The organism is Acinetobacter sp. AKBS16 (genome assembly GCF_002899995.1).
In the GTDB taxonomy this organism is placed as follows: Bacteria; Pseudomonadota; Gammaproteobacteria; order Pseudomonadales; family Moraxellaceae; genus Acinetobacter; species Acinetobacter baumannii.
On sequence record NZ_POYH01000045.1, the window covers coordinates 144012 to 167834 of the forward strand.

Below are 23823 nucleotides of genomic sequence, written 5' to 3' on the forward strand. Positions count from 1 at the left end.
TACTTTGTAATCTAACTAGATAAACCCTATTGTAATAGGCAGGAAATAGAGGAAAAAACAATGCAACAGGCATTATTTGGCGGCGGCTGTTTTTGGTGCGTCGAAGCCGTATTTTTACAAATACGTGGTGTAGAAAAAGTAACAAGTGGTTATGCTGGTGGGCATACAACTCATCCAACTTATGAGCAAGTATGTCAAGGTGACACTCAGCATGCTGAAGTGGTCCTTATCGACTTTGATGAACAACAAGTTACATATTCTCAGTTACTTGATGTGTTCTTTGCAACGCATGATCCAACGACTTTAAACCGCCAAGGTAATGATATTGGTACTCAATACCGCTCTGTTATTTACTATTTTAATGAAGAGCAAAAGCAGGCAGCAGAACACACCATTCAGACGTTAAAAGATGACGATCTTGATATTGTGACTGAATTATCTCCTGCTCCTACGTTCTATCCAGCAGAAGACTATCATCAAAATTACTATGAAAAGAACCCTTCACAAGGTTACTGCAACTTTGCAATTCCACCTAAGCTGTTAAAGTTACATAGTAAATTCCAACATCTCATGAAAAATTAATAAATGAGAAAATAAAAAAGCAACCGAATTGGTTGCTTTTTTATTATGTGAAACTAGATTTTAGTTTTCACTTACAAAGGCAATATCGCTCAGTCCGGCTTCACTGGCGCGAGACATTACCTGAGCAACAGTATCGTACTTCGACTCTTTATCAGCGCGAAGTTGAACTGTCGGTTTAACCGCACCTTGACCTGCTTCTTGGAAACGTTTTTGAAGCTCATCAAGACTAATTACTTGAGTATCCCAAGCCACTTCACCATTTGCATTGATACTAATCGTAATTGCTTTTGGTGGTGGATCAATAATTTCAGCAGTTGTTTTAGGAAGCGTTAATGGAATCGATGGGTTGGCAACTGTTGCTGTGACCAAAAAGATGATCATTAACACCAACATAATGTCGATTAGCGGAATGAGATTCATCTCATTCATGCCACTATCGTGGTCTTCACCCAATTGAAAAGCCATTAAGCTTGACCTCCAACATAACTTTGCTGTGCAGTTTTAACATCAGACTTTACAGTTGAGTCTTGCTGCAACATGGTGTCGATTAACAAACTGTGTGCTTGATCTTGTAAATCATGAGCAAGGCCACGATTCGCACGTACACAAATGTTATAAGCCAATACCGCTGGAATCGCAACTGCAAGACCAAGACCAGTCATAATAAGTGCTTCACCTACTGGTGTAGCCACTTGAGCTAAACCTGCCTGTCCGCTCTTACCAACGGCAACTAACGCGTGGAAAATACCCCATACTGTACCAAACAAACCAACGAATGGTGCAATTGAAGCAATTGTTCCTAAAACTGAAATACCTTTATCAGCATTGGCTTTCTCAGCAGAAATCTGACGCAATAATGCTTGCTCTGCAACTGCTTTACGTTGTTCAAAACTCAAAGGTTGTAACTTTGCTTTGAGCGAAGTAATAGCCTGAGAGAGTTGAGCATAAGCTTGTTGTTTTAGTTGGCGAGTCCCCATCAAACGTAAGATGAAAACTGTCCAAGTAGCAATCGACATTGCCAATAAGATGAAATACAGGGTTTTACTCACTGCATCTGCATGTTGCCAATAGATTGAAAAGTTCATATTCGAACTCCTGATTAAGGTTAGCCGTTGGGACTCAAATTCGTTTAAGGGGTTAAGTCAAACGGTTGCTCTGCTTTAATTGGATAAGCAACACCGTTTTCCATATAAGGTTTAAATTTTGCACTACGTACAGCGCGGACTACCTTGTCATCTAGACTTGGAATACCGCTGCTACGGGTTACGCGCACGTTAGTAATCTTGCCTTTCTCATCGGCTTCAATAAGTACAACAACCGAGCGTGCTTCGCCCTGTAAATCTTTTGGTGAAACAGTCAAACGTGGTGAGCGGCTCCACTGTACACCCGAACCGCCAATTGAAACGCGTTTTGGCGATGGATCTGGAGCAGGTTGAGCTTTAGGTGCTTCTTGAACCACTGGCTTTGGCTTTTCAACGACTTTTTCAGTCACAGTAGTCGTTGGCGTTACTATTTTTGGTTCAACTTTAGGTTCTGTTTTTACTGTTTCTTTAGGTGTTTCAGCCTTTTTGACCTGCTGAATTTTTTCCACTTTCTTAGGTGGAGTTACAGGTTTCTCGACAACTTTAACCTCTTTCACTTCTTTTTTAGGTTCCGGCTTTTTAGGCGGTTCTTTTGGTTTTGGTGGTAAAGGTTTTGGTTGCTCTTGAATTTTTACAAAGCGGACTTGTAAAGGTTTCTTTTCAATTGGCTTTAGTTCAGCAGGCTTAATGTGGCTGACTGCCCATAAGACCCCGATATGACCAATTGCAACCGCAATTAGTGCCGTGATGACTTTCTTTTTCATCGGATTGGGAGAGTTTAAGGCTGCGGAAGATTGACTCATAAGAATCTAATTACCTAATGGATGATGATTTCGGTTTTCAATTTATAGAAACGATTTCAAACATCGGATAGAACAATAAAGTGCCACAATAATAAATGAGAAGTGTTTTCATTTGCAACTACTTTTTTATGAAAACATTCCTCATTATCGCGAGGTCTAACTTGATAAAGTGATATCACCTTAGTTTTCTCATGCTTAGACAACGCACTAAAATTTGTAAGTTCCCTATTTTCACTTATCAGATCGCGCTCAGCTTAAAAAATAATTAAGTAGCTAGATATTAAAAGTATTCTATAGAGCAACAGACTCTAGTTATGTTATAACATTTTAAATTTATTTTAGCCATAAAAAAAGCACGCTCAAAAGCATGCTTTTAAAGGAATATAAGTTGTTAGAAAACAACAGTCTTATTGCCATCTACAATAATTCGGTCTTCTAAATGCCATTTAACAGCACGAGCTAATACATTACGTTCAACATCTTCGCCAAGCTCACGTAACTGCTCAACATTATAATCGTGGCTCACACGTTCAACGTCTTGCTCAATAATTGGGCCTTGGTCTAGGTCAGCAGTCACATAGTGAGCTGTTGCACCAATCAACTTTACACCTTTTTCATATGCTTGCTTGTATGGGTTTGCGCCCACAAAAGCAGGTAAGAATGAGTGGTGAATATTGATAATTTTCATTTCCCATTTAGAAACGAAATCTTCACTTAAAATCTGCATGTAACGCGCTAGAACTAACAAGTCATTGCCTTGCATCATTTCATGAATTTGAGCATAAGCTTCTGCTTTATTGTCTTTGGTTACTTTAATGACTGTAAATGGAATACCAAAGTTTTCAACCGCTTCACGTAAATCTTCGTGGTTAGAAATTACGTGGGTAATTTCACACGGTAAAGAACCACGTGCATGACGCCACAATAGCTCAAGCAAAGCATGGTCAACTTTAGAAACTAAAATACCAACCTTTTTAATATCATTAACAAAAGCAAGACGCCATTGCATGCCATAACGTTCCGCTACATTTGCTGCGAAAGTCTGAATTAAAGCATCTTTACGAGACTGTAAATGATCAAGTTCAAATTCAACACGCATGAAATAACGTCCGCCTTGAGCTTCCGTCGCATACTGATCAAGCGCGGTAATGTTTGCACCCTGATGGTACAAAAAGCTCGATACAGCCTGTACGATCCCAGGCTTGTCTTCACAAGTAATCAGTAAACGGGCTGTATTGGCAGTGGTCATATTCATTTGGTTAATATCACTTAATTGAGACAAAATTTTGATAAGCCGAGTATTCTAGCGCTCTAAATAAACAAGCACAACTATTCATCTTTTAGGGATGATAAGCTGGCAAAAAGATCCGAAGGTCCAAGCGACTCCAATAATTGCTCATAAGTTGCGCGGCTTTCACCCATTAAATAAGGGCCTTCTAAAAAAACCATTTGACGTAAAGCTTGCCAAACCCATTTTTCTTCAAGGTGGTTATTGTCACTAATGTGTCCGGACATATATAGAAAGTTGGTCCAGTTGGTTAAGACAATCCAGAGGTTAATAATGAGCGCTTCAATTTCCGAAGGTGTCATTTTCATAAGCCCAGCATCAACAAAGGCCTGATAAATTCTTTGCCCTTGCTGCATGACCTGCCCTGCGAATCGAGGATAGATCTTTTTAAAGTCTTCGTTACTTTCAACTAAATGATAAACATCGCGGTGGATAAAACGATAGTTCCATAGCTGACCACTGAGCACCTGAAAATAATTAATTTTATCATTGGTCGTTAATGGTCTGTCCTCAGGTAAAGAGAGCATTTCTAAAGTCTCGACCTGATATTGGTGCATTAATTCCTTAATGATTTCATGCTTGTTTCGAAAGTGATAATACAAGTTTCCAGGACTAATCCCCAACTCTGCAGCAATATGATTGGTAGTGACAGACCGTTCGCCACGCTCATTAAAAAGCTGCAAACTGATTTGTAAAATCCGGTCTTTTGTCTTCAGAGCTTTAGGTAGAGACATTTTAATAACCTTCGTTAATTCATATGGTTAAGACTTGCACACAGAAACCAACTTGACTCTTTAGAGTATTTACTCTAAAAAATAAGTATATCAGTATATTTGGTAAGTACCGATGAACAGTCAAACAAAAACAAATCCAGAGACTCAGGTTCCTTATGATGTTAAGCATTTACATGATTTGCTTGAGCAGCAAAAGATTGCCTACTTACGTCATCCGGTACCCACTGCTAAAGAGCGTATTGATCGTTTAGCCCGTCTTAAAAGAGTCTTGGTAAAATATCAAGATCAGATTGCCGAAGCAATTAACCTTGATTATGGCAATCGTGCCATTATGGAAACCAAAATTGGTGAGTTACTTACCTGTCTTGAACAAATCAAGTATTACAGTAAGAACCTGACCGGATGGATGAAACCATCAAAACGCCATATCAGTGTATTACATCAGCCAGCAAAAGGTTGGGTACAATATCAACCAATGGGTGTTATTGGCATTATTACACCTTGGAACTATCCATTACTACTTTCCGTTGGCCCACTCATCTGTGCTTTGGCAGCTGGTAACCATGCCATGATCAAAATTTCGAGTGCTTCTCCAAATTTTGGACAAGTTCTTGAAAATGCACTTTCTGAAGCTTTTCCACAAGAATTGGTTGCTGTGGTTAATGGCGGTGGTGTGATCTCTGATGCGTTTAGTCACCTGCCTTTTGACAAAATGATTTTCACAGGCTCGACTTCTGTCGGTAAAACAGTCATGGCGGCTGCAGCTCAAAACCTTGTGCCAGTCATTCTTGAGTTGGGTGGTAAATCCCCTGCGCTTGTACATGCTTCCGTAGACATGAAAGATGTCGCACAGCGTATTGCTGTGGGTAAATTATGGAATGCAGGCCAAACTTGCGTTGCGCCAGACCATATTTTCTTGCCGCGTGGTAAAACTGCCGAGTTCATTGAAAACTTTAAATTGATTGTGGCTGGAATGTATCTTCATTTCCGTAACAATCAAGACTACACTTCTATTATTAATGATAAGCAGTACAACCGTATTCAAGGCTATCTAGAAAATGCCCGTGATCAGGGTGCTCGTATTATTGAAATTAATCCTCAAAATGAAATTTTAGATGATGTCCGCAAAATTGCACCGACTCTGGTTACTGGTGTAACAACTGCAATGGATATTATGCAAAATGAAATTTTTGGTCCTGTTCTACCAATTTTAGAATATGACCAAATAGAAGAAGTCATCGAATTTATTAATAGTCGACCACGTCCTTTAGCAATGTATTATTTTGATTATGATCAGGCACGCGCTGATTATATCTCTCAACATACTCATTCAGGGCATTTCGGAATTAACATGGTGATTACCCATGTAGCACAAGATGATTTACCTTTTGGCGGTATTGGTGCGTCAGGTATGGGTAAATATCACGGACCGGAGGGCTTTTTTGGGCTTTCGCATGAACGTTCGGTCATGTCAAATCCAAAACTTTATAGCTTGAAATATATTCTTCCACCGTTCAATAAACCGATTCATCGCTTCATTTCGAAAACCTTGTTGCGTTAACTGATCAAGGCATGATCTGTTATACTAGATCATGCCTCGTTTTTACCAATTTCGCTTGTCTTTTAATCGTATTTTTGGTATAAAACGCCCCTTGAATGAATTCATCCGTTTACATTTAGTATGACTGGCCACAGATTTGCTGTTGGCTAAATCAATGGAGTTACACCATGTCTAAGGTTTGCCAAGTTACCGGCAAGCGTCCAGTCGTTGGTAACAACGTCTCACACGCCAACAACAAAACCAAGCGCCGGTTCGAGCCGAACCTGCACCACCACCGTTTCTGGTTAGAAAGCGAAAAACGTTTTGTACGTCTTCGTTTAACCACTAAAGGTATGCGTATTATTGACAAATTGGGTATCGAAAAGGTTGTTGCAGACCTTCGTGCTCAAGGTCAAAAGATCTAAGGAGTCTGAGCAATGCGTGATAAGATTCGCCTCGTTTCTTCAGCTGGTACAGGTTACTTCTATACCACGACTAAAAACAAACGTACTATGCCGGAAAAAATGGAAATCAAAAAATTTGATCCAAAAATCCGTCAACACGTGATTTTCAAAGAAGCTAAAATCAAATAATTTTAGCCTCGAAAAAAACGACTTCTTTATGAAGTCGTTTTTTTTTGCATTTTTTTTATACCTGCCTTTTTGTTAAACTTTCCACATATTCCGCCTTGGCATTTTTTATGCTTGTCTTTAGCCTAACTCACGTAAAAGGAGTTTTTAGTGCCGCATGACGTAGATTTAATTATTTTACTTGCTGTTGGTTTCGGCGTTGCCCTGTTTTTTGGCTATATTGCCGCCCGACTACGACTTCCCCCTCTTATTGGCTATCTCATTGCCGGAATTATTATTAGTCCTAATACTCCTGGTGTTGAAGCAGATATTCATCTTGCAAACCAACTTGCTGAACTCGGTGTAATGTTCCTCATGTTTGGCGTTGGTATGCATTTTTCCTTAAATGATCTTTTACTTGTTCGCCGCATTGCCTTACCAGGTGCAATCTTACAGATTGCTGTTGCAACTTTACTGGGTATTGGCGTTTCAATGTTATGGGGCTGGAGCTTTGGCTCCGCACTCGTTTTTGGCTTAAGCCTGTCATGTGCGAGTACAGTTGTATTATTAAAAGCTTTAGGAGACCGTGGCCTTCTAGATTCTGTAAACGGCAAAATTGCTGTGGGCTGGCTGTTAGTTGAAGATTTAGTCATGGTACTTGTTTTAGTACTTCTTCCAGCTACAGCTGTTTTACTCGGCGGAAAAGCTCCAGCAGGCGCAGAAGGTAACATCTGGCTAACTCTTGGAATCACCCTATTAAAGGTTATTGGCTTTATTGCCTTTATGCTGATTGTCGGTAAGCGCGTTGTACCTATTATTATGCAGTTTGTTGCTCGCTTAGGTTCAAGAGAGCTTTTTACACTTACTGTAGTCGCTGCGGCTGTATCGATTGCCTATGGTTCTTATGCCATCTTCGGGGTTTCAATGGCATTAGGGGCATTCTTTGCCGGAATGGTCGTTAAAGAATCAGATTTTAGTCATCGCGCAGAAGAAGAAACGCTACCACTACGTGAAATTTTTTCGATTTTATTTTTCGTTTCAGTAGGAATGTTGTTTGATCCACATATCCTTATTGAACGTCCACTACATATCTTGGCTGTTATCGCGATTATTATGGTGGGTAAAACACTTGCTGCAATGGCCTTAGTTTTATTCTTCCGCTATCCAATCAATACTGCTTTAACAGTCGGGGCCAGCCTTGCTCAAATTGGTGAGTTTTCATTTATTTTAGCTACCCTTGGTGTCTCTTTAGGTCTATTAACTTTAGAAGCTCAAAACCTGATTTTAGCAGGCGCTTTATTCTCAATTACACTGAACTCTTTCATCTTCTCGGCAATTGAGCCGGTACAACGTTGGATTCGTGAACGCTCTCATTTAGCACGACTTCTTGAACGTAGTGGCGACCCATTAGCCATGCTGCCAGATGAAGTCGATCAATCTTATCTACGCGATCAAGTGGTGATTATAGGGTATGGTGGCGTTGGACGACGTATTACTGAAAATTTAATTAATCAAAATATTAAAGTCGTAATTGCAGAAGAGAATCGTGAAATCGTAGAAAAACTACGTCAGGCAAATATTGCAGCTGTAAGTGGTGTAGCAACCGAACCTGGCGTTTTAATTCAAGCACATATCATGCACGCACGACTCTTGGTAATTTCACCTATGGATATTTTAGATATTCATCGGATTGTAGATATTGCGAAGCAATTGAACCCTCAAATTCAGGTTTTAATTTGTGCAGAAAGTAAAGAAGAAGCCGCAGTGATTAGAGACGAACACATTGGTGAAGTATTCTATGCGAAAGAAGAAATGGCTAAGAATATGAGCCATCATATTTTAAATCAAATCGAACTTGCGCATCAGTCCACACATCATTAATGCATACAAAAAAAGCGTACTCAAGAGTACGCTTTTTTTAACTTAAGAATTTAGGCTGCTCATCCACAACTTCAGCCTGCCATTCATTGACCTGCTTTTCTAACAGCCCAAACAAAGCAGCTTGAATCATATGTTGTGCAACTATAGGCGTCTGTTCACCTAATATTGCCTTTAGTTCATCACTAAACTGAATTTTAACCAAGGGCTCTTTTTCAGAACCAGCATTACGCAAGGCGAGCTCACCACCTTCTAGTTGGACTAATTCCAACACTGCTTCTTGATTTCCAAATAACTCTTTCAATTGCTGTATAGACATATACTTCCTCCATGTTTCAACATGGTGGCAAAGCACCCTTGCACTTTGCATCTCTCGTCTTATTTATATAGGCGCACTGGGATTAAATTTCAAGCGCTCAGATAGTTTAATTTTAGAACTCGACCATTTCGTTACGAAAACCATCAATTAAATGACTTAACTCTCTATGCCATTCACGCAAAATTTTCACATCAGGTAACCATGATTGTGGTCCCTGAGTCACTTTAATGATCAAATTAGAAGAAGTTTCTTCTTCCGGTGTCGGTTCAGTTGGTTCCGGTGCATATTGGCACATACGGTAAGCACGTTTTAATTCTGCAACGAAGCCATCTTTTGCCAATTGCTGCAAAACAGAAACTTCCGGAGAAACTTGTCCTTTTGCCGCCATATGCTCTTCAATAGATTTTAATGTCGGTTGCAAGTCATTTAAACGGTAATAACGTACCAATTCTTGCAAAAATGCCAACATCGCACCATGTAAATGAAATACAGCTGCTTCACGATACGCTTGTACCTGCTGTACATGATCAGTTTGCTCTGCTTGTTGACACGCTAGGCGTGCAAAATAGAGTTTTTGATTGGTACGATCGGCATGATAACGAGCAACACGTGACATAACTAAACTTTCCTGTTCTAAAATTGCCATCTATATGGCTATTCTTAGCTTAACGACTCCATTGATAAAATCAACGTTATTTATGGTAAATCCAGAGAGACTTGATAAATTTTACGTTTAGCCGGAACTTTCAACTGTCGCTTCATAGGACGCACATTACTTAGAACCCAAGCAAAATATCCTTCACTCCAACCAGAGGCACATGCAGGTTCAATCTCATCGTTTCGCCAAACATGAATAGAATCAACATCAACCAAAGCGACGGCGACTCCCTTTTCTTCATCACCATCATTTATTAAAAAATTTTGGTTCTCAACAATGAATAGATCTTTAAGAGGCAGCTGTGCAGGGACCCATGAACGAACTTCAAGTGTTTTTATTCCCTGAGCTATACGTGTTCCATTTGGAGCAACCACAGAAAGAGCTAAAAATTGTTGCATAAAAGCCTTACTCTTCAGCTGCCTTAACCCGAATACCGTAACCTTTTACTTTAAGTGTATTTAGACCTTTAATTGCTTTAATGGCTTCACGCGGATTTGGCATTTCGACAAAGCCAAAGCCCTTTGATTTACCCGTATCTTTATCAGTTACAACGACACAAGACTCAACTTTACCATAAGCTTTAAACAGCTCTAAAACTTCAGCTTCAGTCACTGAACGATCTAAATTACGAACTAATATTTTCATTTTCCAACCTTCATTGACCATCAAAAGAAAGGCCAATATACATTTGAGTATTCACAGTGTCTTATACAGTAATTTAGTCAAGATCAATACCAAAACCTAAGTTTACTGTTCGTGAAGTATTCCATTGTTTTTTGGCAAATGGCTGTGGCACCTGACGATGAATTTTTGCCTGAACCAAATGGGCAGGTAAATCATTTAGAAAATAGCTTTCGATTTTGCGGCCTTGTTCGTCATACGTGTCTTGTGACCATGTATTGAGATTTTGCTTCGTCAAAATCAATTCATTTTCCGCACGCGTTAATGCAACATACAATACTCTGCGCTCTTCTTCGACTTCATCAAAATCGCCCTGTGCACGCGCATAGGGATATTGGTTTGGTGAGACATGTGGCACATAACACACTTTCTGTTCTGCACCTTTAGCGGAGTGAATTGTAATTAGGGTCACTAAATCATCATCACCCGCTTTTTCAATTTCAGAAATTGAAATTGGTTCAAGCACATATTCTTCAAGAAACTCACCAAGAGATGCATGTTTACGCGCAAGTTGTTTAACCAAGTCAAAATCCCTAACTCGACGTGACCAGTCTTTAGTTTTATAGTTTTGCTCTAACTGTTCACTTAATGCATCAAGTGCTAGACCAATGCTTGCCTCAACATGCTGCTGTAACACATCAAGCTGTTTCAAAATCAAAATGGCCTGTAAAGGAACTTTTCCATGACGCTCCAAACGCTGACAACGCTCTTCGACCTCACTAATGCTCATTAACTCTTGCGCTAACTTGCTGGCACCCACATCTCCAATACCATCCCATAAGGTTAAAAAGCGCATCCAAGCCAAGTCATCCTGCGGGTTACTCACAATACGCAATAAACTGAGCACATCCTTTACATGCGCTGATTCAAGTAACTTTACGCCACCAATAAAACGATACGGAATTTCAGCGGCAATAAATGCACCTTCTAAATAGCGTGCGCTGTAACCAGAGCGGACTAACACCATATGGTCGTACCAATTTGCGCCCTGTTGGTGTCGCTCTATTAAGTCTTGTGCAATCCAGTTGGCTTCTTCAAATTCATTACCAAACAAATGGAGTTGTGGCTTTTGTCCTTTGCCACGATGTGCCTGTAACTGTTTTTGGTAATCGATTGGACTGTGAGCGAGTAACCAATTTGATAAATCTAATATTTCTTGAGTCGAGCGATAATTCAGATCTAAAGTATGAATAACAGCATCAGGAATACGTTCTTTAAAAGAATGAATGTTTTCAAAATCGGCCCCACGGAAACCGTAAATCGACTGGGCGTCATCTCCCACACAAAATAATTTCACCTTACCAATCAGTGGCTGCAAAAGTGCCCACTGTAAAGGGTTGGTATCTTGCATCTCATCAACTAACAAAGCTTGGCAGAAACCAGCAACCCAGTTCGTCAGTGCTTCCGAGTTTTGTAAATGAACAGCGACGATCGACAAAATGTCATCATAGTCTAAAAAATTACGCTCTCTTTTACGCTGTTCATAGGTTTTCATTAACTCAGCAATTTGTGATTTATATTCATATGCTTCAGGTAATTGCTTGAGTAACGCTTCAGAAAGCTTAGATTGCGTATTTCGGGCATAAGAATATAAATCACACAGCTCTGCCGCTTTAGGCAAAACATTATCTTTGTCTTTGCCTCTCAATAAGCGAAACATGAGTAACTGATCATCACGATCAATAATACTAAATTGGGTTAAACCAAACGCTTGCGGATTACGACGCAATAAATACATGCAAAAGGTATGGAAAGTGGATGCACGAAGACCTTTGGCTTGTGCCCCAACATGCTGTTCAACCCTTGCAACAATTTCACTCGCAGCTCGGCGCGTGAACGTTAAAATCTGAATTTGATTTGCAGGTAAACCTTGATCAATTAAATAAGCTGCGCGAGCAACAATAGTTTTTGTCTTGCCACAACCCGCTCCAGCCAAAACCAGACAGTTTTGAGCCGTAGTCGTCGCTGCTTTTTTTTGCTGAGCATTTAATTCATTAATTAACTTTGCAAGACTCATAACACATATCGCTAAAACACCAAGGCTTAGTTTAACAGACCCATGCCATGAGATGGACCTTCGCTCACTAAAAACAAAAAAGAGCACCCTAAGTGCCCTTTTGTTCGTTATTTATTTTAAGAAACTGTTTTTGAGCTAGAAGGTAAATGCTTAATCGCAGAAGCGAGTCCTAAAAAGTTAATACCCTGAAATAAAATATCTACTGCCAAAAACATTCCTAACACCCAAAACGGAGAATCTTTAGAAACTAAAATTAAAATACCTGTAGCGAGGGTTAATAATCCTGAAAATAAGGTCCAGCCCCACCCTGCAATTGGTCTTAGTAAAAATGCATTTATAGTGCGGATTACACCCGCAATAATCAGAGCAATTGATAATAAGCTTGTTAAAACCACAGCCGTAGTAACAGGCGTAGAAAATGCATAATAGCCTGCCATTAAATACAGCACTCCAAAAAGTGCCCACAGCCATCGGCTACCGCCTTTAAATACACTTAAGGCAGCAATTAAATGCAGTACACCGCCCACCATCATTAAAATACCAAACAGAAAAACAACCGAAAATGTGGCAAATGGCAGTGAGCTAAATAACACCAAACCAAAAATAATGAGCACAAAGCCTAATATTAGATACCATTTACGATCAGCATGTAGCTGATTACGAACCAAATCATTACCTACAGTTTTCATGACGGCGACTCTTATTATCAGGTATTAGGAAGTTTATATAATGTCATTATAGTGATGCACTTCACATTTATTGTCTGTATAAGATGTGCATCGTTTATTAACAATTGATGTGGATAAAACAGTATTTATCCACAATTTTATTTCAGCCACCCCACTTCTTGAGCTGTTGGTAAACCTATGACGGTTTCTTGTAAATCACTTGGCATTTTGCTGGTCTGCTCAGATAATGGTGTTCGACCACCCATGATTTCTGCTCGCTTTTGTGGATAAAGAGGTACTTTTTCAGGTTGTGCATATCCTAATGGATATATGGGCTGACCTGTTTTTAAATCATATTTATCTTTTGCCCCAAAGCCATGCAATAGCTCATGAACGATTACAACCTGATTTTGTAGTGCTTGTCCACGTGTAGCAAACAAATTAACACTACCAATACGGCCCTTTTCTAAAGCAGTCGAATGCACCAAAACTTTTTGATAATTGGGATCGTAATAATTTAAATAAAGTTTGAGTGATGCTCCATTATCTTCAGGCTGTTGTTGTCGCCAGGCATAAAAACGAAACTTTAAACTCCACCAAACCACATGAAAAATACCAGCATTTTGTGGCACCTCAGGTGGACGCTGCTGTAACTGTTGCCCCAAACGTATTTCAAAGTTTGCTGATTGCCCCCGATAATGTTGCGACCATTCACTTAAATAGCTTTTAAGCGTCTGGAAATCAGTGTTTTGTAACTGATGAATATAAGCTTGTGTGGTTTGTAAGCCATCTGCATTTATTGGGTGCAATACCACCACAATAGGCTGATTCCAGTCTTGGTTTTGGTCACGCCACGCTTGAACTGCAACGATTAATAAAACAATTAATAGACATAAAATCCGAATGTTTTTCCACATTCTTTTTCCCCATAAAAACTAATATTTTCTTTTATTGTTGTAGATGAAAAAAATGCTAGCTGAGCTAGCATTTTTTATCTGTCTTATTTAGCCTTCAATCCATTTACCGTCTTGGTAAATTAGGCTCCATTTAGTTTGTTTACCTTCTGGTGTTTCAGAACCCACATATTGTGATTGGTTCTTACGACTAAACTTCACAATGGTTGGATTACCTTCAGGGTCTACATCTGGAGCTTGTAAAATAAACTGGTATTTTGGATCAAGTTGATCAGCTACGCTACGAAGCTCAGCAACTTTTGGTGCACGTGTTTCACGAATTTTCGGGAACTTACTTGCAGCCAAGAACAGACCAGCCGCGCCATCACGTAACACAAAATAATCATCATGCTTGGTTGAACGCAAATGTTCCATCTTGATTGGTTCTACACGTGGTGGTGCAGGTTGACCATTTTTCAAGACTTTACGAGTATTGTCACAGCTTGTACAAGCGAAATACGGACCAAAACGGCCAGTTTTAAGCTGCATTTCACCATCACATTTATCACATGGAATGGTTGGGCCATCATAACCTTTGATCTTGAACTCGCCTTCTTCAAGCTCATAGCCATCGCAATCCGGGTTGTTACCACAAACATGTAACTTACGGCCACCATCAATGACGTAGCTGTCCATTGCCGTGCCACATTTCGGACAACGATGTTTTGACATCAAGTCTGCTGTTTCAGCACTATCGTCATCAGATAACGCTGCTAAAGACTCAACTGGCGTTAAGTTCAAGGTCCCTTTACAGCGTTCTTTAGGTGGCAAGTTATAGCCTGAACACCCTAAGAATACGCCTGTAGTGCCCGTACGAATCTGCATTGGACGTGAACATTCAGGGCAATGTACTGCTGGTACTTCAACTGGCTGATTACGACGCATTCCCTGCTCACCTTGAGCATTGGTCAAACGCTTTTTAAAATCACCATAGAATGTGTCTAACAATTCTTTCCAGTTACGCTCACCCGTTGCTACACGGTCCAACTGACCTTCTAAATCTGCTGTAAATGCATAATTCATTAGGTTATTAAAACTTTCATCAAGACGATCTGTTACGATCTCACCCATTTTCTCGGCAAAGAGACGGCGATTTTCTAACTTAACGTAACCACGTTCTTGAATCGTAGAAATAATGGCAGCATAAGTCGACGGACGACCAATACCACGTTTTTCAAGTTCTTTTACTAAAGATGCTTCAGTAAAACGAGCTGGTGGTTTGGTAAAATGCTGACTTGGATCTAGCTTTTCTAGCTTTAAAATTTCACCCACTTTAATTGCAGGTAAAATGATATCGTCATCAGATTTGTTGGCACCACGAACTTTAGTAAAGCCATCAAATACAAGCGTACGGCCTTTTGCCTTTAACTCCACATTGCCAGCTTCAACTGTTAAAGTTGAAGATAAATATTCTGCCGGAGTCATTTGGCAAGCTACGAACTGACGCCAAATTAAATCATATAAACGCTGAGCATCACGCTCTACACCAGCAAGTTGATCACCAGTCAGCGCAACATTTGATGGACGAATAGCTTCGTGGGCTTCTTGAGCACCTGCTTTATTACCATAGCGATTTGGCTTAGCTGGTAAATATTTTTCGCCATATTGGCTTTCAATATGCGCACGTACCATACTTACAGCATCATCACTCAAAAACGTTGAGTCAGTACGCATATAAGTAATGAAACCAGCTTCATACAAGCGCTGCGCCAACATCATGGTTTTCTTTACAGAGAAACCTAAACGTGTACTTGCAGCCTGTTGCAAAGTCGACGTGATGTATGGGGCGCTTGGATTCACCTTAGTTGGTTTATCTTCACGCTGGGCAACTTTATATTCAGCACCTTTTAATACATCTAACAGGGCATCTGTTTCAGCTTTATTTTTTAATTTAAGCGTTTTACCCGCCTGTTTAACAGCCTCAAGACGAATGTCATCTTTTTTAGCTTTAGTGTCTGCAAAGACTTGCCAATATTCTTCTGGAATAAAAGCACGAATTTCACGTTCACGTTCAACAACAAGCTTTACCGCTACAGACTGTACACGACCTGCCGATAAACCACGGGCAATCTTTTCCCATAATAATGGCGAAACCATGAAGCCTACTACACGGTCCAAGAAACGACGTGCTTGTTGTGCATTAACACGGTTTAAGTCGAGACGTGTTGGCTGTTTAAATGCTTCTTGAATGGCATTTTTAGTAATTTCGTTAAATACCACACGATGATAACGGCTATCGTCACCACCAATCACTTCGCGTAAGTGCCAAGCGATTGCTTCCCCTTCTCTATCCAAGTCCGTTGCGAGATAGATTGCATCTGCATCTTTAGCAAGTTTCTTGAGTTCAGCAACAACATTTTCCTTGCCAGGCAGAACTTCGTAATGCGCTTGCCATCCATGTTCCGGATCGACGCCCATACGATTGATTAAAGCCTGATTCGCTTTTTGTTCTTTTTCAGCCTCAGTGAGTTTTGTCCGGGCAGCCGGCTTTTTCTCTGTTGATTTACTGCCGCCTGTTGGCAAGTCACGTACGTGACCTACAGAAGACTTAACAATGTACTGCGAACCTAAATATTTGTTGATGGTTTTCGCTTTGGCAGGCGACTCCACAATCACTAAGGCACGTTTATGTGCAGCAGAGGCAGAAGATGCTGTGCTTTGAGATGCAGAGCGCGAGGTATTCGCCATATAAAATGTTATTCCTATACCAATAAATTTAAAAATCAGGCTTCAGCCAAGGCCAACAGATAAGCCTTCATCTCATCTAATTGCGTAGCTTTCAGGTCCGATTCCTCATCCCAATAAAGGCCTACACAGTTTGCCTGCATATCAATAGCATAAATCCCTTTTAATGCAATGGGAGAATCATTAAATTTCTCATCGCCTTGCACAACTTTTAATTTTCCGTCTATAACGCGAGCACGCATGAGCGGTAAACGAGCATCGGGGATCAATACACTATAGTAAGCAACCATGCTGGCACGCTTTTCAGTTGCCATCGGGACATGTGTCCATTCAGGTGCAGCAATTACGCGTGGATGTAGTCCCATTTTGCGGGCTTTGTCTCGCATAATTCCCAGCGCCTTTTCACGTGGACTCACTCTTAAACCAAAAATGGAGCCTAGCACGAAAAGAACAATGATAACGGTAACCCAAATTCCGATATTGTCCATAGCAAAACCTATTAATCTCTTTTATTAGAGTTGCATAAGCTGACCAGAAAACGCAAGTTACATCATAAAAATAATGTCCAATTAACCGACAAGGCTAAAAACTACAACATTTCCTCATAGATATTTTTAACAATCTAGGCAGAATATTTAGGCGCTCTTTTCAGTTTCAAGAGTAGTTAACTTACCAAACTGATCCAGATGCGCATCTCCCCACGTTTTTAAAGCAAGAAGTATCTGCTCAAGCCCGCGCCCTAAATCAGTTAGACAATATTCCACTTTAGGAGGCACTTGAGGATAAACCTCACGATGAATAATGCCATCTTGTTCTAACTCCCGAAGCTGATTGGTCAGCATTCTTTGTGTAATGCTTGGAACTCGTTTACGAATTTCATTAAATCGTAAAGTTCCTTCATTTAATAAATGCCAAAGAATGACACATTTCCATTTGCCATCAATCAAACTGATTGCGGCCTCAACTGAACAACCTGGTGAGCAGTCAAAACTTGAATGTCGAGCTTTTGCCATTTTACAGTATCCTTTTTGACACTATGAGCGTTATTTGTCTGTAGTCACTATTTTTAAGCTTACGTTATGATCAAACTCTCAACAAGAGGAATGATGATTATGAAAGCTGTGGCATATCAAAAAGCGGGGCCTATTACATTGCCAGAGGCACTCGTAGATATTGAACTCGACACTCCAGTAGCTAAAGGACATGATTTACTTGTTCGTGTTCAAGCTGTATCAGTAAATCCAGTCGATACCAAAATACGTAAAAATGTAAGTGCTGAACAATCTGGCTGGAAAGTTCTTGGATGGGATGCTGTAGGCACGGTAGAAGCGATTGGCGATAAAGTTACTCAATTTAAAATTGGTGATGTGGTTTGGTATGCAGGTGCTTTAAATCGCCAAGGCAGTAATAGTGAATTGCAATTAGTTGATGAACGTATTGTCGGTCATAAACCAAAAACTTTAGAAGCAACTGAAGCTGCGGCTCTTCCTTTAACAGCAATCACAGCTTGGGAAATGTTATTTGATCGTCTACAAGTTCCAAAGACTGCGCCTACTAATACGACTATTTTAGTGATTGGTGGAGCTGGTGGGGTAGGTTCAATTACCATTCAGCTTCTTAAGCAATTAACTCACCTCACGATTATTGCTACAGCTTCACGCCCCGAAACAAAAGAATGGGTAGAACAACTAGGTGCTGACTATGTATTAAACCACCGTCAGCCTTTAGCTGCACAAATTAAACAATTAGGTTTAAGTGCACCTTTATATGTATTCTCAACCACTGAAACAGATCAACATTTATCAGATATTGTAGAGTTAATTGCTCCACAAGGTCATTTTGGACTTATTGATGACCCTGATCAGTTAGATATTAAACCGTTTAAATCTAAGTCTGTCTCAGTCCACTGGGAGTTTATGTTTACGCGCTCAATGTTCCAAACGGAAGATATGGAAAAACAAAGTGCGCTACTAAATGAAGTCAGTAAACTGGTGGATGAAGGTAAAATCAAAACAACTGTGACTCAGGTTTTAAGCCCAATTAATGCTGAAAACTTAACACAGGTTCATGAGCAAATTGAAAGTGGTTCAACCAAAGGGAAAATCGTTTTACACGGATTTTAAGTTGCACTTTTGAAAATAAATGGCAAGCGTAACGCTTGCCATTTTAATTAGTAATGCGGTGGTTTATTCGTTAATGGATCAAAAGGTGCAACACCTTCTGATAAATCTGCAGATTCCACACGTTGATAAAGTAATTGCATTTGTTTTTTTAAATCAGCTATTTCTAAAGTTTGAATCGCGAGTTGCTGATTTAATTCCTCAACTAAATCATCTAAAAATGCAATTCGCACTTGCAAATCTTCAATGGGTGCGGAAAATGACGCTTGATCATCATGATATGGTGGTTTAGTCATTTAAGTCCTCATTTGAGATTTTGGAAAACATTATGGCCTATATTACTTTAAGGGATGTCCAACTTGCTTTTGGCGGACCTGCCCTGCTCGATGGCGCGAACTTCAACCTAGAACGTGGCGAACGAGTCTGTTTAATTGGTCGTAATGGTGAAGGTAAGTCTACTTTACTTAAACTCATTGAGGGAAGCCTACTACCAGATTCTGGTGAAGTTTCTGTCCAAAATGGTTTAACTGTTTCTATGTTAGCCCAAGATGTTCCAATGTCATCGGGCAAAGTTGCAGATATTGTAGCAGAAGGTGCAGGCGAAGCCGCTGCCGTACTTAAAGCCTATCATGAAGCAAGTGATGCCTGTGTACTTGGTGACATGGAAGCTTGCGATCGTATGGGATCTTTACAGCATAAACTTGACCAACTTGATGGATGGGCATTAGAAAATAAGGTCAACACGATTTTAGGTAAAATGGAGTTAGATCCGAATGCAGATCTAGCAGACCTATCGGGTGGTCGTAAACGTCGCGTTTTACTCGCCCGCGCCCTACTTACCCAACCAGATGTGTTATTACTCGATGAGCCAACTAACCACTTAGATGTTGAAAGTATTGAGTGGCTTGAGAAATTCCTGCTTGATCAAAATAATTTAACCTTACTCTTTATTTCGCATGACCGTTCTTTTGTAGACCGCCTTGCAACTCGTATTGTGGAATTGGATCGCGGCATATTACGCAGCTATGAAGGAAACTATTCTCGTTATCTCGACCTAAAAGCTCAGCAACTTGAAGCTGAAGAAAAACAAAATGCCTTGTTTGAAAAGAAACTTGCCGAAGAAGAAGCATGGATTCGTCAAGGTATTAAAGCACGTCGTACACGTAATGAAGGTCGTGTTCGTGCCCTTAAAGCATTACGAGAAGAGTCAAAAGCTCGCCGTTTCCAACAAGGCAAAGTCAATATGGGCGTTCAAGAAGCACAGCGCTCAGGCAAACTTGTATTTGATATTGAACACTTAAGCGTAAGCTACGATGGACAAACCCTCATTAGAGATTTCTCTGCCATTGTTATGCGCGGTGACCGCATTGGTTTGGTCGGTGATAATGGCGTCGGAAAGACTACTTTAATTAAAGCGATCTTAGGCGAAGTTCAGCACGAAGGTGTTGTCAAAACAGGAACTCAGCTTGAAATTGCTTACTTCGACCAATTACGTAATCAGCTTGATCTTGAAAAGTCGGTTTCTGAAAATGTTTCTGAAGGTTCAGATTTCGTTGATGTAAATGGTCAACGTCGCCATATTCTCAGTTACTTACAAGACTTCCTATTCTCTCCGGAACGAGCTCGTACACCGGTGAAAGCACTTTCTGGTGGTGAGCGTAATCGTGTCCTGTTAGCAAAACTGTTGCTCAAGCCATCGAACCTGATTGTAATGGATGAGCCAACGAATGACTTAGATATGGTCACACTTGAGCTACTTGAGGAGATGCTGTCTGAATATAAAGGTACTTTGCTTCTAATTAGCCATGACCGTGCTTTTATGGACAACGTTGTAACATCAACTTGGGTATTTGACGGCAAAGGCGGTATTGCAGAATATATCGGTGGTTATCAGGACTATTTGATTCAGCGTCCAAACGAGAGAGTCGTTGACCAAAAAGGCGATGTAAAAAAAGCTCAGGCTAAAGCAGAAGCTGAAAAAAATGCAGCTCAAACGAACGTAAAAAAGGTCAAATTAAGTTACAAAGATCAACGTGAACTTGAGCAATTACCGACAGAAATTGAAAAGTTAGAAAATGAGCAAGCTGAACTTTCTGACAAACTTGCTGACGGCTCATGGTTCGTAACGGATGCCGATGCGGCAACCAAAGCAAGCCAGCGTCTAGCAGAAATTGAAGAATTACTCCTTGAAAAGTTAGAGCGCTGGGATGAACTTGAGCAAATGAGTAAAGGCAGTTAATCAATAAAAAGGGCTTTAATTAAAGCCCTTTTTTTGGATTTAGAATTTCTAGTAATTTCATAAAAGGCTTATATACAAATAAAGAGATGAAGCGAATTAAACGTTCAAATATCTGTAACTGTAAAACCATGCAAGTTAGGACAGCCAAAACAAGACTAATGAAAATATTAATCTCTACCGAATATTTAAAGCTTAACTGATGGGTTAAAACAATAATTACAAAAGCATGCAATATATAAACTGGCAGTGTTTTTTGACCTAAACCAATCCAAGGTTGTTTAAAATTTTGAGTGAATACAAATAAACTCAAAACACCCATAGCCGATAGCAACATAATTACACTGCGGATCAGCACTCCTTGCCATAAATCTACATGTAACTGAATATAAGATAGACTCCCAAATAACCAATAATAACTATAATGGCTTATAGCGGCTACAATAGTAATTATTAATAATATGATAACAGCAAATAATTTTTCATAAGGTAACAGCGGAATATACTGAAAAATAGTTTTACCATAGATCGCCCCAGTCATAAAAAAAGGTAAAAATACGAAAATTCTACCTATTGAATAACTATAATTATTGATAGGTGAAAATCCAATAAGTAAAGCTAAAATAATAGAAAATAGAACTGGATATGCTGCCTTTTTTAGGAAAAAAGCTAAAAGCGTCCAAATTCCCATGCTAAATAAATACCAAAGCACCCAATAAGGTTTAGCAAACCATAAGAATTGAAATGTTCCATTCCAAAGACTTCCATTATAAAAAGCATCAAGCAATTGAAATAAAAGCTGAAACGGTAAATATAACGATAAAAAGTAAATTAACTTTTCTAGGATTTTCTCTTCTTTAAAAAATATTCCCGATATAAAAATAAAAGCGGGCATATGAACAAAGTAAATACTCCCTAAAATCGCTTGATTTAGAGGTTCGTTCCAGCCAATTAACCTTTCAAGGTAATGACCCAATACAACCAGAAAAATTAAGACACCTTTTGTGGCATCAATATGGAGATTTCTCATAAATTTCTATAAATTCAAGATATTCATATCATACTGAATTATTCTTATTTTTTGATTCAAAAAGACAATGAATAAAGTTTCGCTGTATACAAAACAATTATGTTATACCTATCAGTATAATAATATTTAAGGATATTTCCGTGCTAGATCTCTCTCAAATTTTGGCATTTGGATTCATTTGTGTGGCGATGGTACTCACCCCTGGCCCAAACATGATTTATCTTATTTCTCGTTCCATTAGTCAGGGTAAAATCGCAGGATTTATTTCTCTCGGTGGTGTTGCCGTTGGTTTTGTATTTTACATGCTCTGCGCATCTTTCGGGATTACGGCACTTGTTGTTGCAGTACCATATGCATATGACACTATTCGTATTGCCGGTGCAATGTACTTACTTTGGTTAGCATGGAAAGCTTTACGTCCCAATGCCGCATCTATTTTTAATATTAAAGATTTAGCGGTTGACTCACCATTAAAGTTATTTTTAATGGGCTTTTTGACTAATTTACTTAATCCTAAAATTGCGATTATGTATTTATCTTTATTACCTCAATTTATTCACCCACAACAAGGCAGTATTTTAGCGCAGTCTATCCAACTCGGAACCATACAAATTTTTGTAAGCGTTTCAGTAAATGCGCTGATTGTATTTTCTGCCGGCAGCATTGCTCTTTTTCTACAGAAAAAACCACTTTGGGCAAGCATTCAACGCTGGGTCATGGGTACAGTCTTAGCCGGACTTGCTGTTCATATTCTCCTAGAACACCGCCGATAACCCACTTTATTTTTTATCCCCTCTAAACCTTCAATTTACTCCTGTGTATTACGACGATAAATTCAGTTCGTGATACACTTTTGGCAGTTTTAACTTTTTAAATTCTTTATATCATTATGAGCCAAAAGCAGCCTTATACGCCCGGTGAATTTCAATGGTCCTTTTTGTTGCCTAAATATTGGGGTGGGTGGATTGCGATTACTTTCCTGATGCTTTTGGCTATTTTACCGTGGGCAATTCAATGGCGTTTGGCTCACGGGTTGGCAAATATCGCTTGGAAATATTTAAAATCTCGTCGTAAAACCACAATTCGTAATTTAGAAGTTTGCTTTCCAGAATGGACACCTGAAAAAGTACAGCAACAAGCAAAACAAGTTTTTGTGGATATGATGCTTGGGGTATTTGAAACTTTAAACGCATGGTATAAGCCTTCCTGGTTTAAAAACCGTGTCACTATTGAAGGCTTAGAACACATTACCAATGCTCAAGCTCAAGGCAAAGGTGTTTTATTGCTTGGTACACATAGTACTTTACTCGATGCAGGTGGTTATGTATGTGCCCAATATTTCGAGCCGGATGTTGTGTATCGCCCTCAAAATAACCCCCTCCTCGATATGCTAATTTATCGTTGCCGCGGCACAATTTATAAAGCACAAATTGATCATGATGACATGCGTGGTTTGATTCGTCATCTTAAAGAGGGCGATGCAATTTGGTATAGTCCCGATCAAGACTTCGGACTCAAGCAAGGTGTTATGGCACCATTTTTTGGAGTGCCAGCTGCCACTGTAACCGCTCACCGCCGTTTATTAAAAATCTCGAAAGCGGTTGCTGTTCCTTTATATTTTTATCGTCATGGCGATGTACAGAACCCTAAATATCATATTCTGATTGAGCCAGCGGTTGACAATATGCCAAGTGAAGATGAAGTCGATGATGCAACGCGTGTGAATAAGATTATTGAGAACCAGCTTCGTATCGCACCAACTCAATATATGTGGTTTCACCGTCGTTTTAAAACACGTCCAGAGGGATATGAAGAGATTTATTAAGATAAGGCTGTAATAATTTTAGATTAGTAATAGGCACAGCCTCGATTTAAAGTGATATTCAAATACTTTCGGATAGGCAGACCTTACTTTTTAGGGATAAAAAGTAAGCAAAAATCCTTTGTTCCGCTGATGTTACATCCTTGTAACACAGCGAA

26 protein-coding genes are annotated in these 23823 nt (G+C 39.6%); 9 read left to right on the plus strand and 17 right to left on the minus strand.

Going from position 1 to position 23823, the window contains the following annotated elements; translation table 11 throughout:
• Positions 1 to 60: 60 nt before the first annotated feature.
• On the plus strand, positions 61 to 582 hold the full coding sequence (gene msrA / locus C1642_RS07430; RefSeq protein WP_001183413.1) for a peptide-methionine (S)-S-oxide reductase MsrA: 522 nt from the start codon (positions 61 to 63) through the stop codon (positions 580 to 582).
• Between the two features lie 60 nt (positions 583 to 642).
• Here the strand turns inward: msrA and C1642_RS07435 are convergent, their stop codons facing one another.
• The 5 genes from C1642_RS07435 to C1642_RS07455 all read right to left on the minus strand — a co-directional run bounded on the left by C1642_RS07435 (position 643) and on the right by C1642_RS07455 (position 4489).
• A complete protein-coding gene (locus tag C1642_RS07435) occupies positions 643 to 1047 on the minus strand; it encodes an ExbD/TolR family protein (protein WP_000885431.1) in 405 nt (134 codons plus the stop codon).
• A complete protein-coding gene (locus tag C1642_RS07440) occupies positions 1047 to 1667 on the minus strand; it encodes a MotA/TolQ/ExbB proton channel family protein (RefSeq protein WP_001011664.1) in 621 nt (206 codons plus the stop codon). Before C1642_RS07440 ends, C1642_RS07435 begins: the two co-directional genes overlap by 1 nt.
• Before the next feature lie 44 nt (positions 1668 to 1711).
• On the minus strand, positions 1712 to 2467 hold the full coding sequence (locus tag C1642_RS07445) for an energy transducer TonB (protein ID WP_000083586.1): 756 nt from the start codon (positions 2465 to 2467) through the stop codon (positions 1712 to 1714).
• A 391-nt stretch (positions 2468 to 2858) separates the two neighbouring features.
• The gene (gene purU, locus C1642_RS07450; protein WP_001057506.1) at positions 2859 to 3722 is read right to left on the minus strand and encodes a formyltetrahydrofolate deformylase; all 864 of its coding nucleotides are present in this window, start codon (positions 3720 to 3722) and stop codon (positions 2859 to 2861) included.
• A 74-nt stretch (positions 3723 to 3796) separates the two neighbouring features.
• Positions 3797 to 4489, minus strand: coding sequence for a TetR/AcrR family transcriptional regulator (locus tag C1642_RS07455; RefSeq protein ID WP_000056618.1), 693 nt, complete (start codon positions 4487 to 4489; stop codon positions 3797 to 3799).
• A gap of 112 nt (positions 4490 to 4601) precedes the next feature.
• On the opposite strand from C1642_RS07455, the gene C1642_RS07460 reads away from it, so the two are divergent.
• The 4 genes from C1642_RS07460 to C1642_RS07475 all read left to right on the plus strand — a co-directional run bounded on the left by C1642_RS07460 (position 4602) and on the right by C1642_RS07475 (position 8479).
• Entirely contained in the window at positions 4602 to 6050 is a 1449-nt protein-coding gene (locus C1642_RS07460) for a coniferyl aldehyde dehydrogenase (RefSeq protein WP_103236129.1), read from the plus strand.
• Between the two features lie 167 nt (positions 6051 to 6217).
• Positions 6218 to 6454, plus strand: a complete 237-nt coding sequence (gene rpmB / locus C1642_RS07465) for a 50S ribosomal protein L28 (RefSeq protein WP_000048256.1) — start codon at positions 6218 to 6220, stop codon at positions 6452 to 6454.
• 12 nt (positions 6455 to 6466) lie between these two features.
• Positions 6467 to 6622, plus strand: coding sequence for a 50S ribosomal protein L33 (gene rpmG, locus C1642_RS07470; RefSeq protein WP_001205031.1), 156 nt, complete (start codon positions 6467 to 6469; stop codon positions 6620 to 6622).
• Between the two features lie 147 nt (positions 6623 to 6769).
• Positions 6770 to 8479, plus strand: coding sequence for a cation:proton antiporter (locus C1642_RS07475; protein WP_021511351.1), 1710 nt, complete (start codon positions 6770 to 6772; stop codon positions 8477 to 8479).
• Positions 8480 to 8516: 37 nt separating this feature from the next.
• Here the strand turns inward: C1642_RS07475 and C1642_RS07480 are convergent, their stop codons facing one another.
• The 10 genes from C1642_RS07480 to C1642_RS07525 form a co-directional block, all read right to left on the minus strand.
• Positions 8517 to 8795 carry a hypothetical protein gene (locus tag C1642_RS07480; RefSeq protein WP_000027403.1) on the minus strand — a complete coding sequence of 93 codons (279 nt, stop codon included), beginning with the start codon at positions 8793 to 8795 and terminating at the stop codon, positions 8517 to 8519.
• Between the two features lie 112 nt (positions 8796 to 8907).
• The gene (locus tag C1642_RS07485) at positions 8908 to 9411 is read right to left on the minus strand and encodes a DUF6586 family protein (RefSeq protein ID WP_002027464.1); all 504 of its coding nucleotides are present in this window, start codon (positions 9409 to 9411) and stop codon (positions 8908 to 8910) included.
• Positions 9412 to 9491: 80 nt separating this feature from the next.
• The gene (locus tag C1642_RS07490; RefSeq protein WP_103236130.1) at positions 9492 to 9851 is read right to left on the minus strand and encodes an ASCH domain-containing protein; all 360 of its coding nucleotides are present in this window, start codon (positions 9849 to 9851) and stop codon (positions 9492 to 9494) included.
• A gap of 7 nt (positions 9852 to 9858) precedes the next feature.
• On the minus strand, positions 9859 to 10098 hold the full coding sequence (locus C1642_RS07495; RefSeq protein ID WP_000699342.1) for an RNA recognition motif domain-containing protein: 240 nt from the start codon (positions 10096 to 10098) through the stop codon (positions 9859 to 9861).
• A 73-nt stretch (positions 10099 to 10171) separates the two neighbouring features.
• Positions 10172 to 12151, minus strand: a complete 1980-nt coding sequence (locus tag C1642_RS07500) for an ATP-dependent helicase (protein WP_000050366.1) — start codon at positions 12149 to 12151, stop codon at positions 10172 to 10174.
• A 116-nt stretch (positions 12152 to 12267) separates the two neighbouring features.
• Positions 12268 to 12840, minus strand: coding sequence for an HdeD family acid-resistance protein (locus C1642_RS07505; protein WP_000859452.1), 573 nt, complete (start codon positions 12838 to 12840; stop codon positions 12268 to 12270).
• 137 nt (positions 12841 to 12977) lie between these two features.
• The gene (locus tag C1642_RS07510) at positions 12978 to 13736 is read right to left on the minus strand and encodes a hypothetical protein (protein WP_000265768.1); all 759 of its coding nucleotides are present in this window, start codon (positions 13734 to 13736) and stop codon (positions 12978 to 12980) included.
• An 87-nt stretch (positions 13737 to 13823) separates the two neighbouring features.
• The gene (gene topA / locus C1642_RS07515) at positions 13824 to 16460 is read right to left on the minus strand and encodes a type I DNA topoisomerase (RefSeq protein ID WP_000024269.1); all 2637 of its coding nucleotides are present in this window, start codon (positions 16458 to 16460) and stop codon (positions 13824 to 13826) included.
• Between the two features lie 35 nt (positions 16461 to 16495).
• Positions 16496 to 16945, minus strand: coding sequence for a hypothetical protein (locus C1642_RS07520; protein WP_000368721.1), 450 nt, complete (start codon positions 16943 to 16945; stop codon positions 16496 to 16498).
• A gap of 147 nt (positions 16946 to 17092) precedes the next feature.
• Complete coding sequence (locus C1642_RS07525; RefSeq protein WP_001029768.1) at positions 17093 to 17470, minus strand: winged helix-turn-helix transcriptional regulator; 378 nt, start codon at positions 17468 to 17470, stop codon at positions 17093 to 17095.
• 99 nt (positions 17471 to 17569) lie between these two features.
• Here C1642_RS07525 and C1642_RS07530 point away from each other — a divergent pair, with 99 nt between their 5' ends.
• Complete coding sequence (locus C1642_RS07530; RefSeq protein WP_103236131.1) at positions 17570 to 18580, plus strand: zinc-binding alcohol dehydrogenase family protein; 1011 nt, start codon at positions 17570 to 17572, stop codon at positions 18578 to 18580.
• 47 nt (positions 18581 to 18627) lie between these two features.
• Here C1642_RS07530 and C1642_RS07535 read toward each other — a convergent pair whose 3' ends face one another.
• Entirely contained in the window at positions 18628 to 18873 is a 246-nt protein-coding gene (locus tag C1642_RS07535) for a SlyX family protein (protein ID WP_000165735.1), read from the minus strand.
• 32 nt (positions 18874 to 18905) lie between these two features.
• Here C1642_RS07535 and C1642_RS07540 point away from each other — a divergent pair, with 32 nt between their 5' ends.
• Positions 18906 to 20816 carry an ATP-binding cassette domain-containing protein gene (locus C1642_RS07540; RefSeq protein WP_103236132.1) on the plus strand — a complete coding sequence of 637 codons (1911 nt, stop codon included), beginning with the start codon at positions 18906 to 18908 and terminating at the stop codon, positions 20814 to 20816.
• Positions 20817 to 20835: 19 nt separating this feature from the next.
• Here C1642_RS07540 and C1642_RS07545 read toward each other — a convergent pair whose 3' ends face one another.
• Positions 20836 to 21843, minus strand: a complete 1008-nt coding sequence (locus tag C1642_RS07545; RefSeq protein WP_103236133.1) for an acyltransferase family protein — start codon at positions 21841 to 21843, stop codon at positions 20836 to 20838.
• A gap of 140 nt (positions 21844 to 21983) precedes the next feature.
• Here C1642_RS07545 and C1642_RS07550 point away from each other — a divergent pair, with 140 nt between their 5' ends.
• The gene (locus C1642_RS07550; RefSeq protein ID WP_103236134.1) at positions 21984 to 22616 is read left to right on the plus strand and encodes a LysE family translocator; all 633 of its coding nucleotides are present in this window, start codon (positions 21984 to 21986) and stop codon (positions 22614 to 22616) included.
• A 116-nt stretch (positions 22617 to 22732) separates the two neighbouring features.
• Positions 22733 to 23668, plus strand: coding sequence for a lauroyl acyltransferase (locus tag C1642_RS07555; protein ID WP_103236135.1), 936 nt, complete (start codon positions 22733 to 22735; stop codon positions 23666 to 23668).
• Positions 23669 to 23823 lie beyond the last annotated feature (155 nt).

Excerpts from the sequence above, each read along its gene's own strand:
- msrA (WP_001183413.1), top strand. The coding sequence starts at position 61 with ATGCAACAGGCATTATTTGGCGGCGGCTGTTTTTGGTGCGTCGAAGCC.
- C1642_RS07435 (WP_000885431.1), bottom strand. The coding sequence starts at position 1,047 with ATGGCTTTTCAATTGGGTGAAGACCACGATAGTGGCATGAATGAGATG.
- C1642_RS07440 (WP_001011664.1), bottom strand. The coding sequence starts at position 1,667 with ATGAACTTTTCAATCTATTGGCAACATGCAGATGCAGTGAGTAAAACC.
- C1642_RS07445 (WP_000083586.1), bottom strand. The coding sequence starts at position 2,467 with ATGAGTCAATCTTCCGCAGCCTTAAACTCTCCCAATCCGATGAAAAAG.
- purU (WP_001057506.1), bottom strand. The coding sequence starts at position 3,722 with ATGAATATGACCACTGCCAATACAGCCCGTTTACTGATTACTTGTGAA.
- C1642_RS07455 (WP_000056618.1), bottom strand. The coding sequence starts at position 4,489 with ATGTCTCTACCTAAAGCTCTGAAGACAAAAGACCGGATTTTACAAATC.
- C1642_RS07460 (WP_103236129.1), top strand. The coding sequence starts at position 4,602 with ATGAACAGTCAAACAAAAACAAATCCAGAGACTCAGGTTCCTTATGAT.
- rpmB (WP_000048256.1), top strand. The coding sequence starts at position 6,218 with ATGTCTAAGGTTTGCCAAGTTACCGGCAAGCGTCCAGTCGTTGGTAAC.
- rpmG (WP_001205031.1), top strand. The coding sequence starts at position 6,467 with ATGCGTGATAAGATTCGCCTCGTTTCTTCAGCTGGTACAGGTTACTTC.
- C1642_RS07480 (WP_000027403.1), bottom strand. The coding sequence starts at position 8,795 with ATGTCTATACAGCAATTGAAAGAGTTATTTGGAAATCAAGAAGCAGTG.
- C1642_RS07485 (WP_002027464.1), bottom strand. The coding sequence starts at position 9,411 with ATGTCACGTGTTGCTCGTTATCATGCCGATCGTACCAATCAAAAACTC.
- C1642_RS07490 (WP_103236130.1), bottom strand. The coding sequence starts at position 9,851 with ATGCAACAATTTTTAGCTCTTTCTGTGGTTGCTCCAAATGGAACACGT.
- C1642_RS07495 (WP_000699342.1), bottom strand. The coding sequence starts at position 10,098 with ATGAAAATATTAGTTCGTAATTTAGATCGTTCAGTGACTGAAGCTGAA.
- C1642_RS07500 (WP_000050366.1), bottom strand. The coding sequence starts at position 12,151 with ATGAGTCTTGCAAAGTTAATTAATGAATTAAATGCTCAGCAAAAAAAA.
- C1642_RS07505 (WP_000859452.1), bottom strand. The coding sequence starts at position 12,840 with ATGAAAACTGTAGGTAATGATTTGGTTCGTAATCAGCTACATGCTGAT.
- C1642_RS07510 (WP_000265768.1), bottom strand. The coding sequence starts at position 13,736 with ATGTGGAAAAACATTCGGATTTTATGTCTATTAATTGTTTTATTAATC.
- topA (WP_000024269.1), bottom strand. The coding sequence starts at position 16,460 with ATGGCGAATACCTCGCGCTCTGCATCTCAAAGCACAGCATCTTCTGCC.
- C1642_RS07520 (WP_000368721.1), bottom strand. The coding sequence starts at position 16,945 with ATGGACAATATCGGAATTTGGGTTACCGTTATCATTGTTCTTTTCGTG.
- C1642_RS07525 (WP_001029768.1), bottom strand. The coding sequence starts at position 17,470 with ATGGCAAAAGCTCGACATTCAAGTTTTGACTGCTCACCAGGTTGTTCA.
- C1642_RS07530 (WP_103236131.1), top strand. The coding sequence starts at position 17,570 with ATGAAAGCTGTGGCATATCAAAAAGCGGGGCCTATTACATTGCCAGAG.
- C1642_RS07535 (WP_000165735.1), bottom strand. The coding sequence starts at position 18,873 with ATGACTAAACCACCATATCATGATGATCAAGCGTCATTTTCCGCACCC.
- C1642_RS07540 (WP_103236132.1), top strand. The coding sequence starts at position 18,906 with ATGGCCTATATTACTTTAAGGGATGTCCAACTTGCTTTTGGCGGACCT.
- C1642_RS07545 (WP_103236133.1), bottom strand. The coding sequence starts at position 21,843 with ATGAGAAATCTCCATATTGATGCCACAAAAGGTGTCTTAATTTTTCTG.
- C1642_RS07555 (WP_103236135.1), top strand. The coding sequence starts at position 22,733 with ATGAGCCAAAAGCAGCCTTATACGCCCGGTGAATTTCAATGGTCCTTT.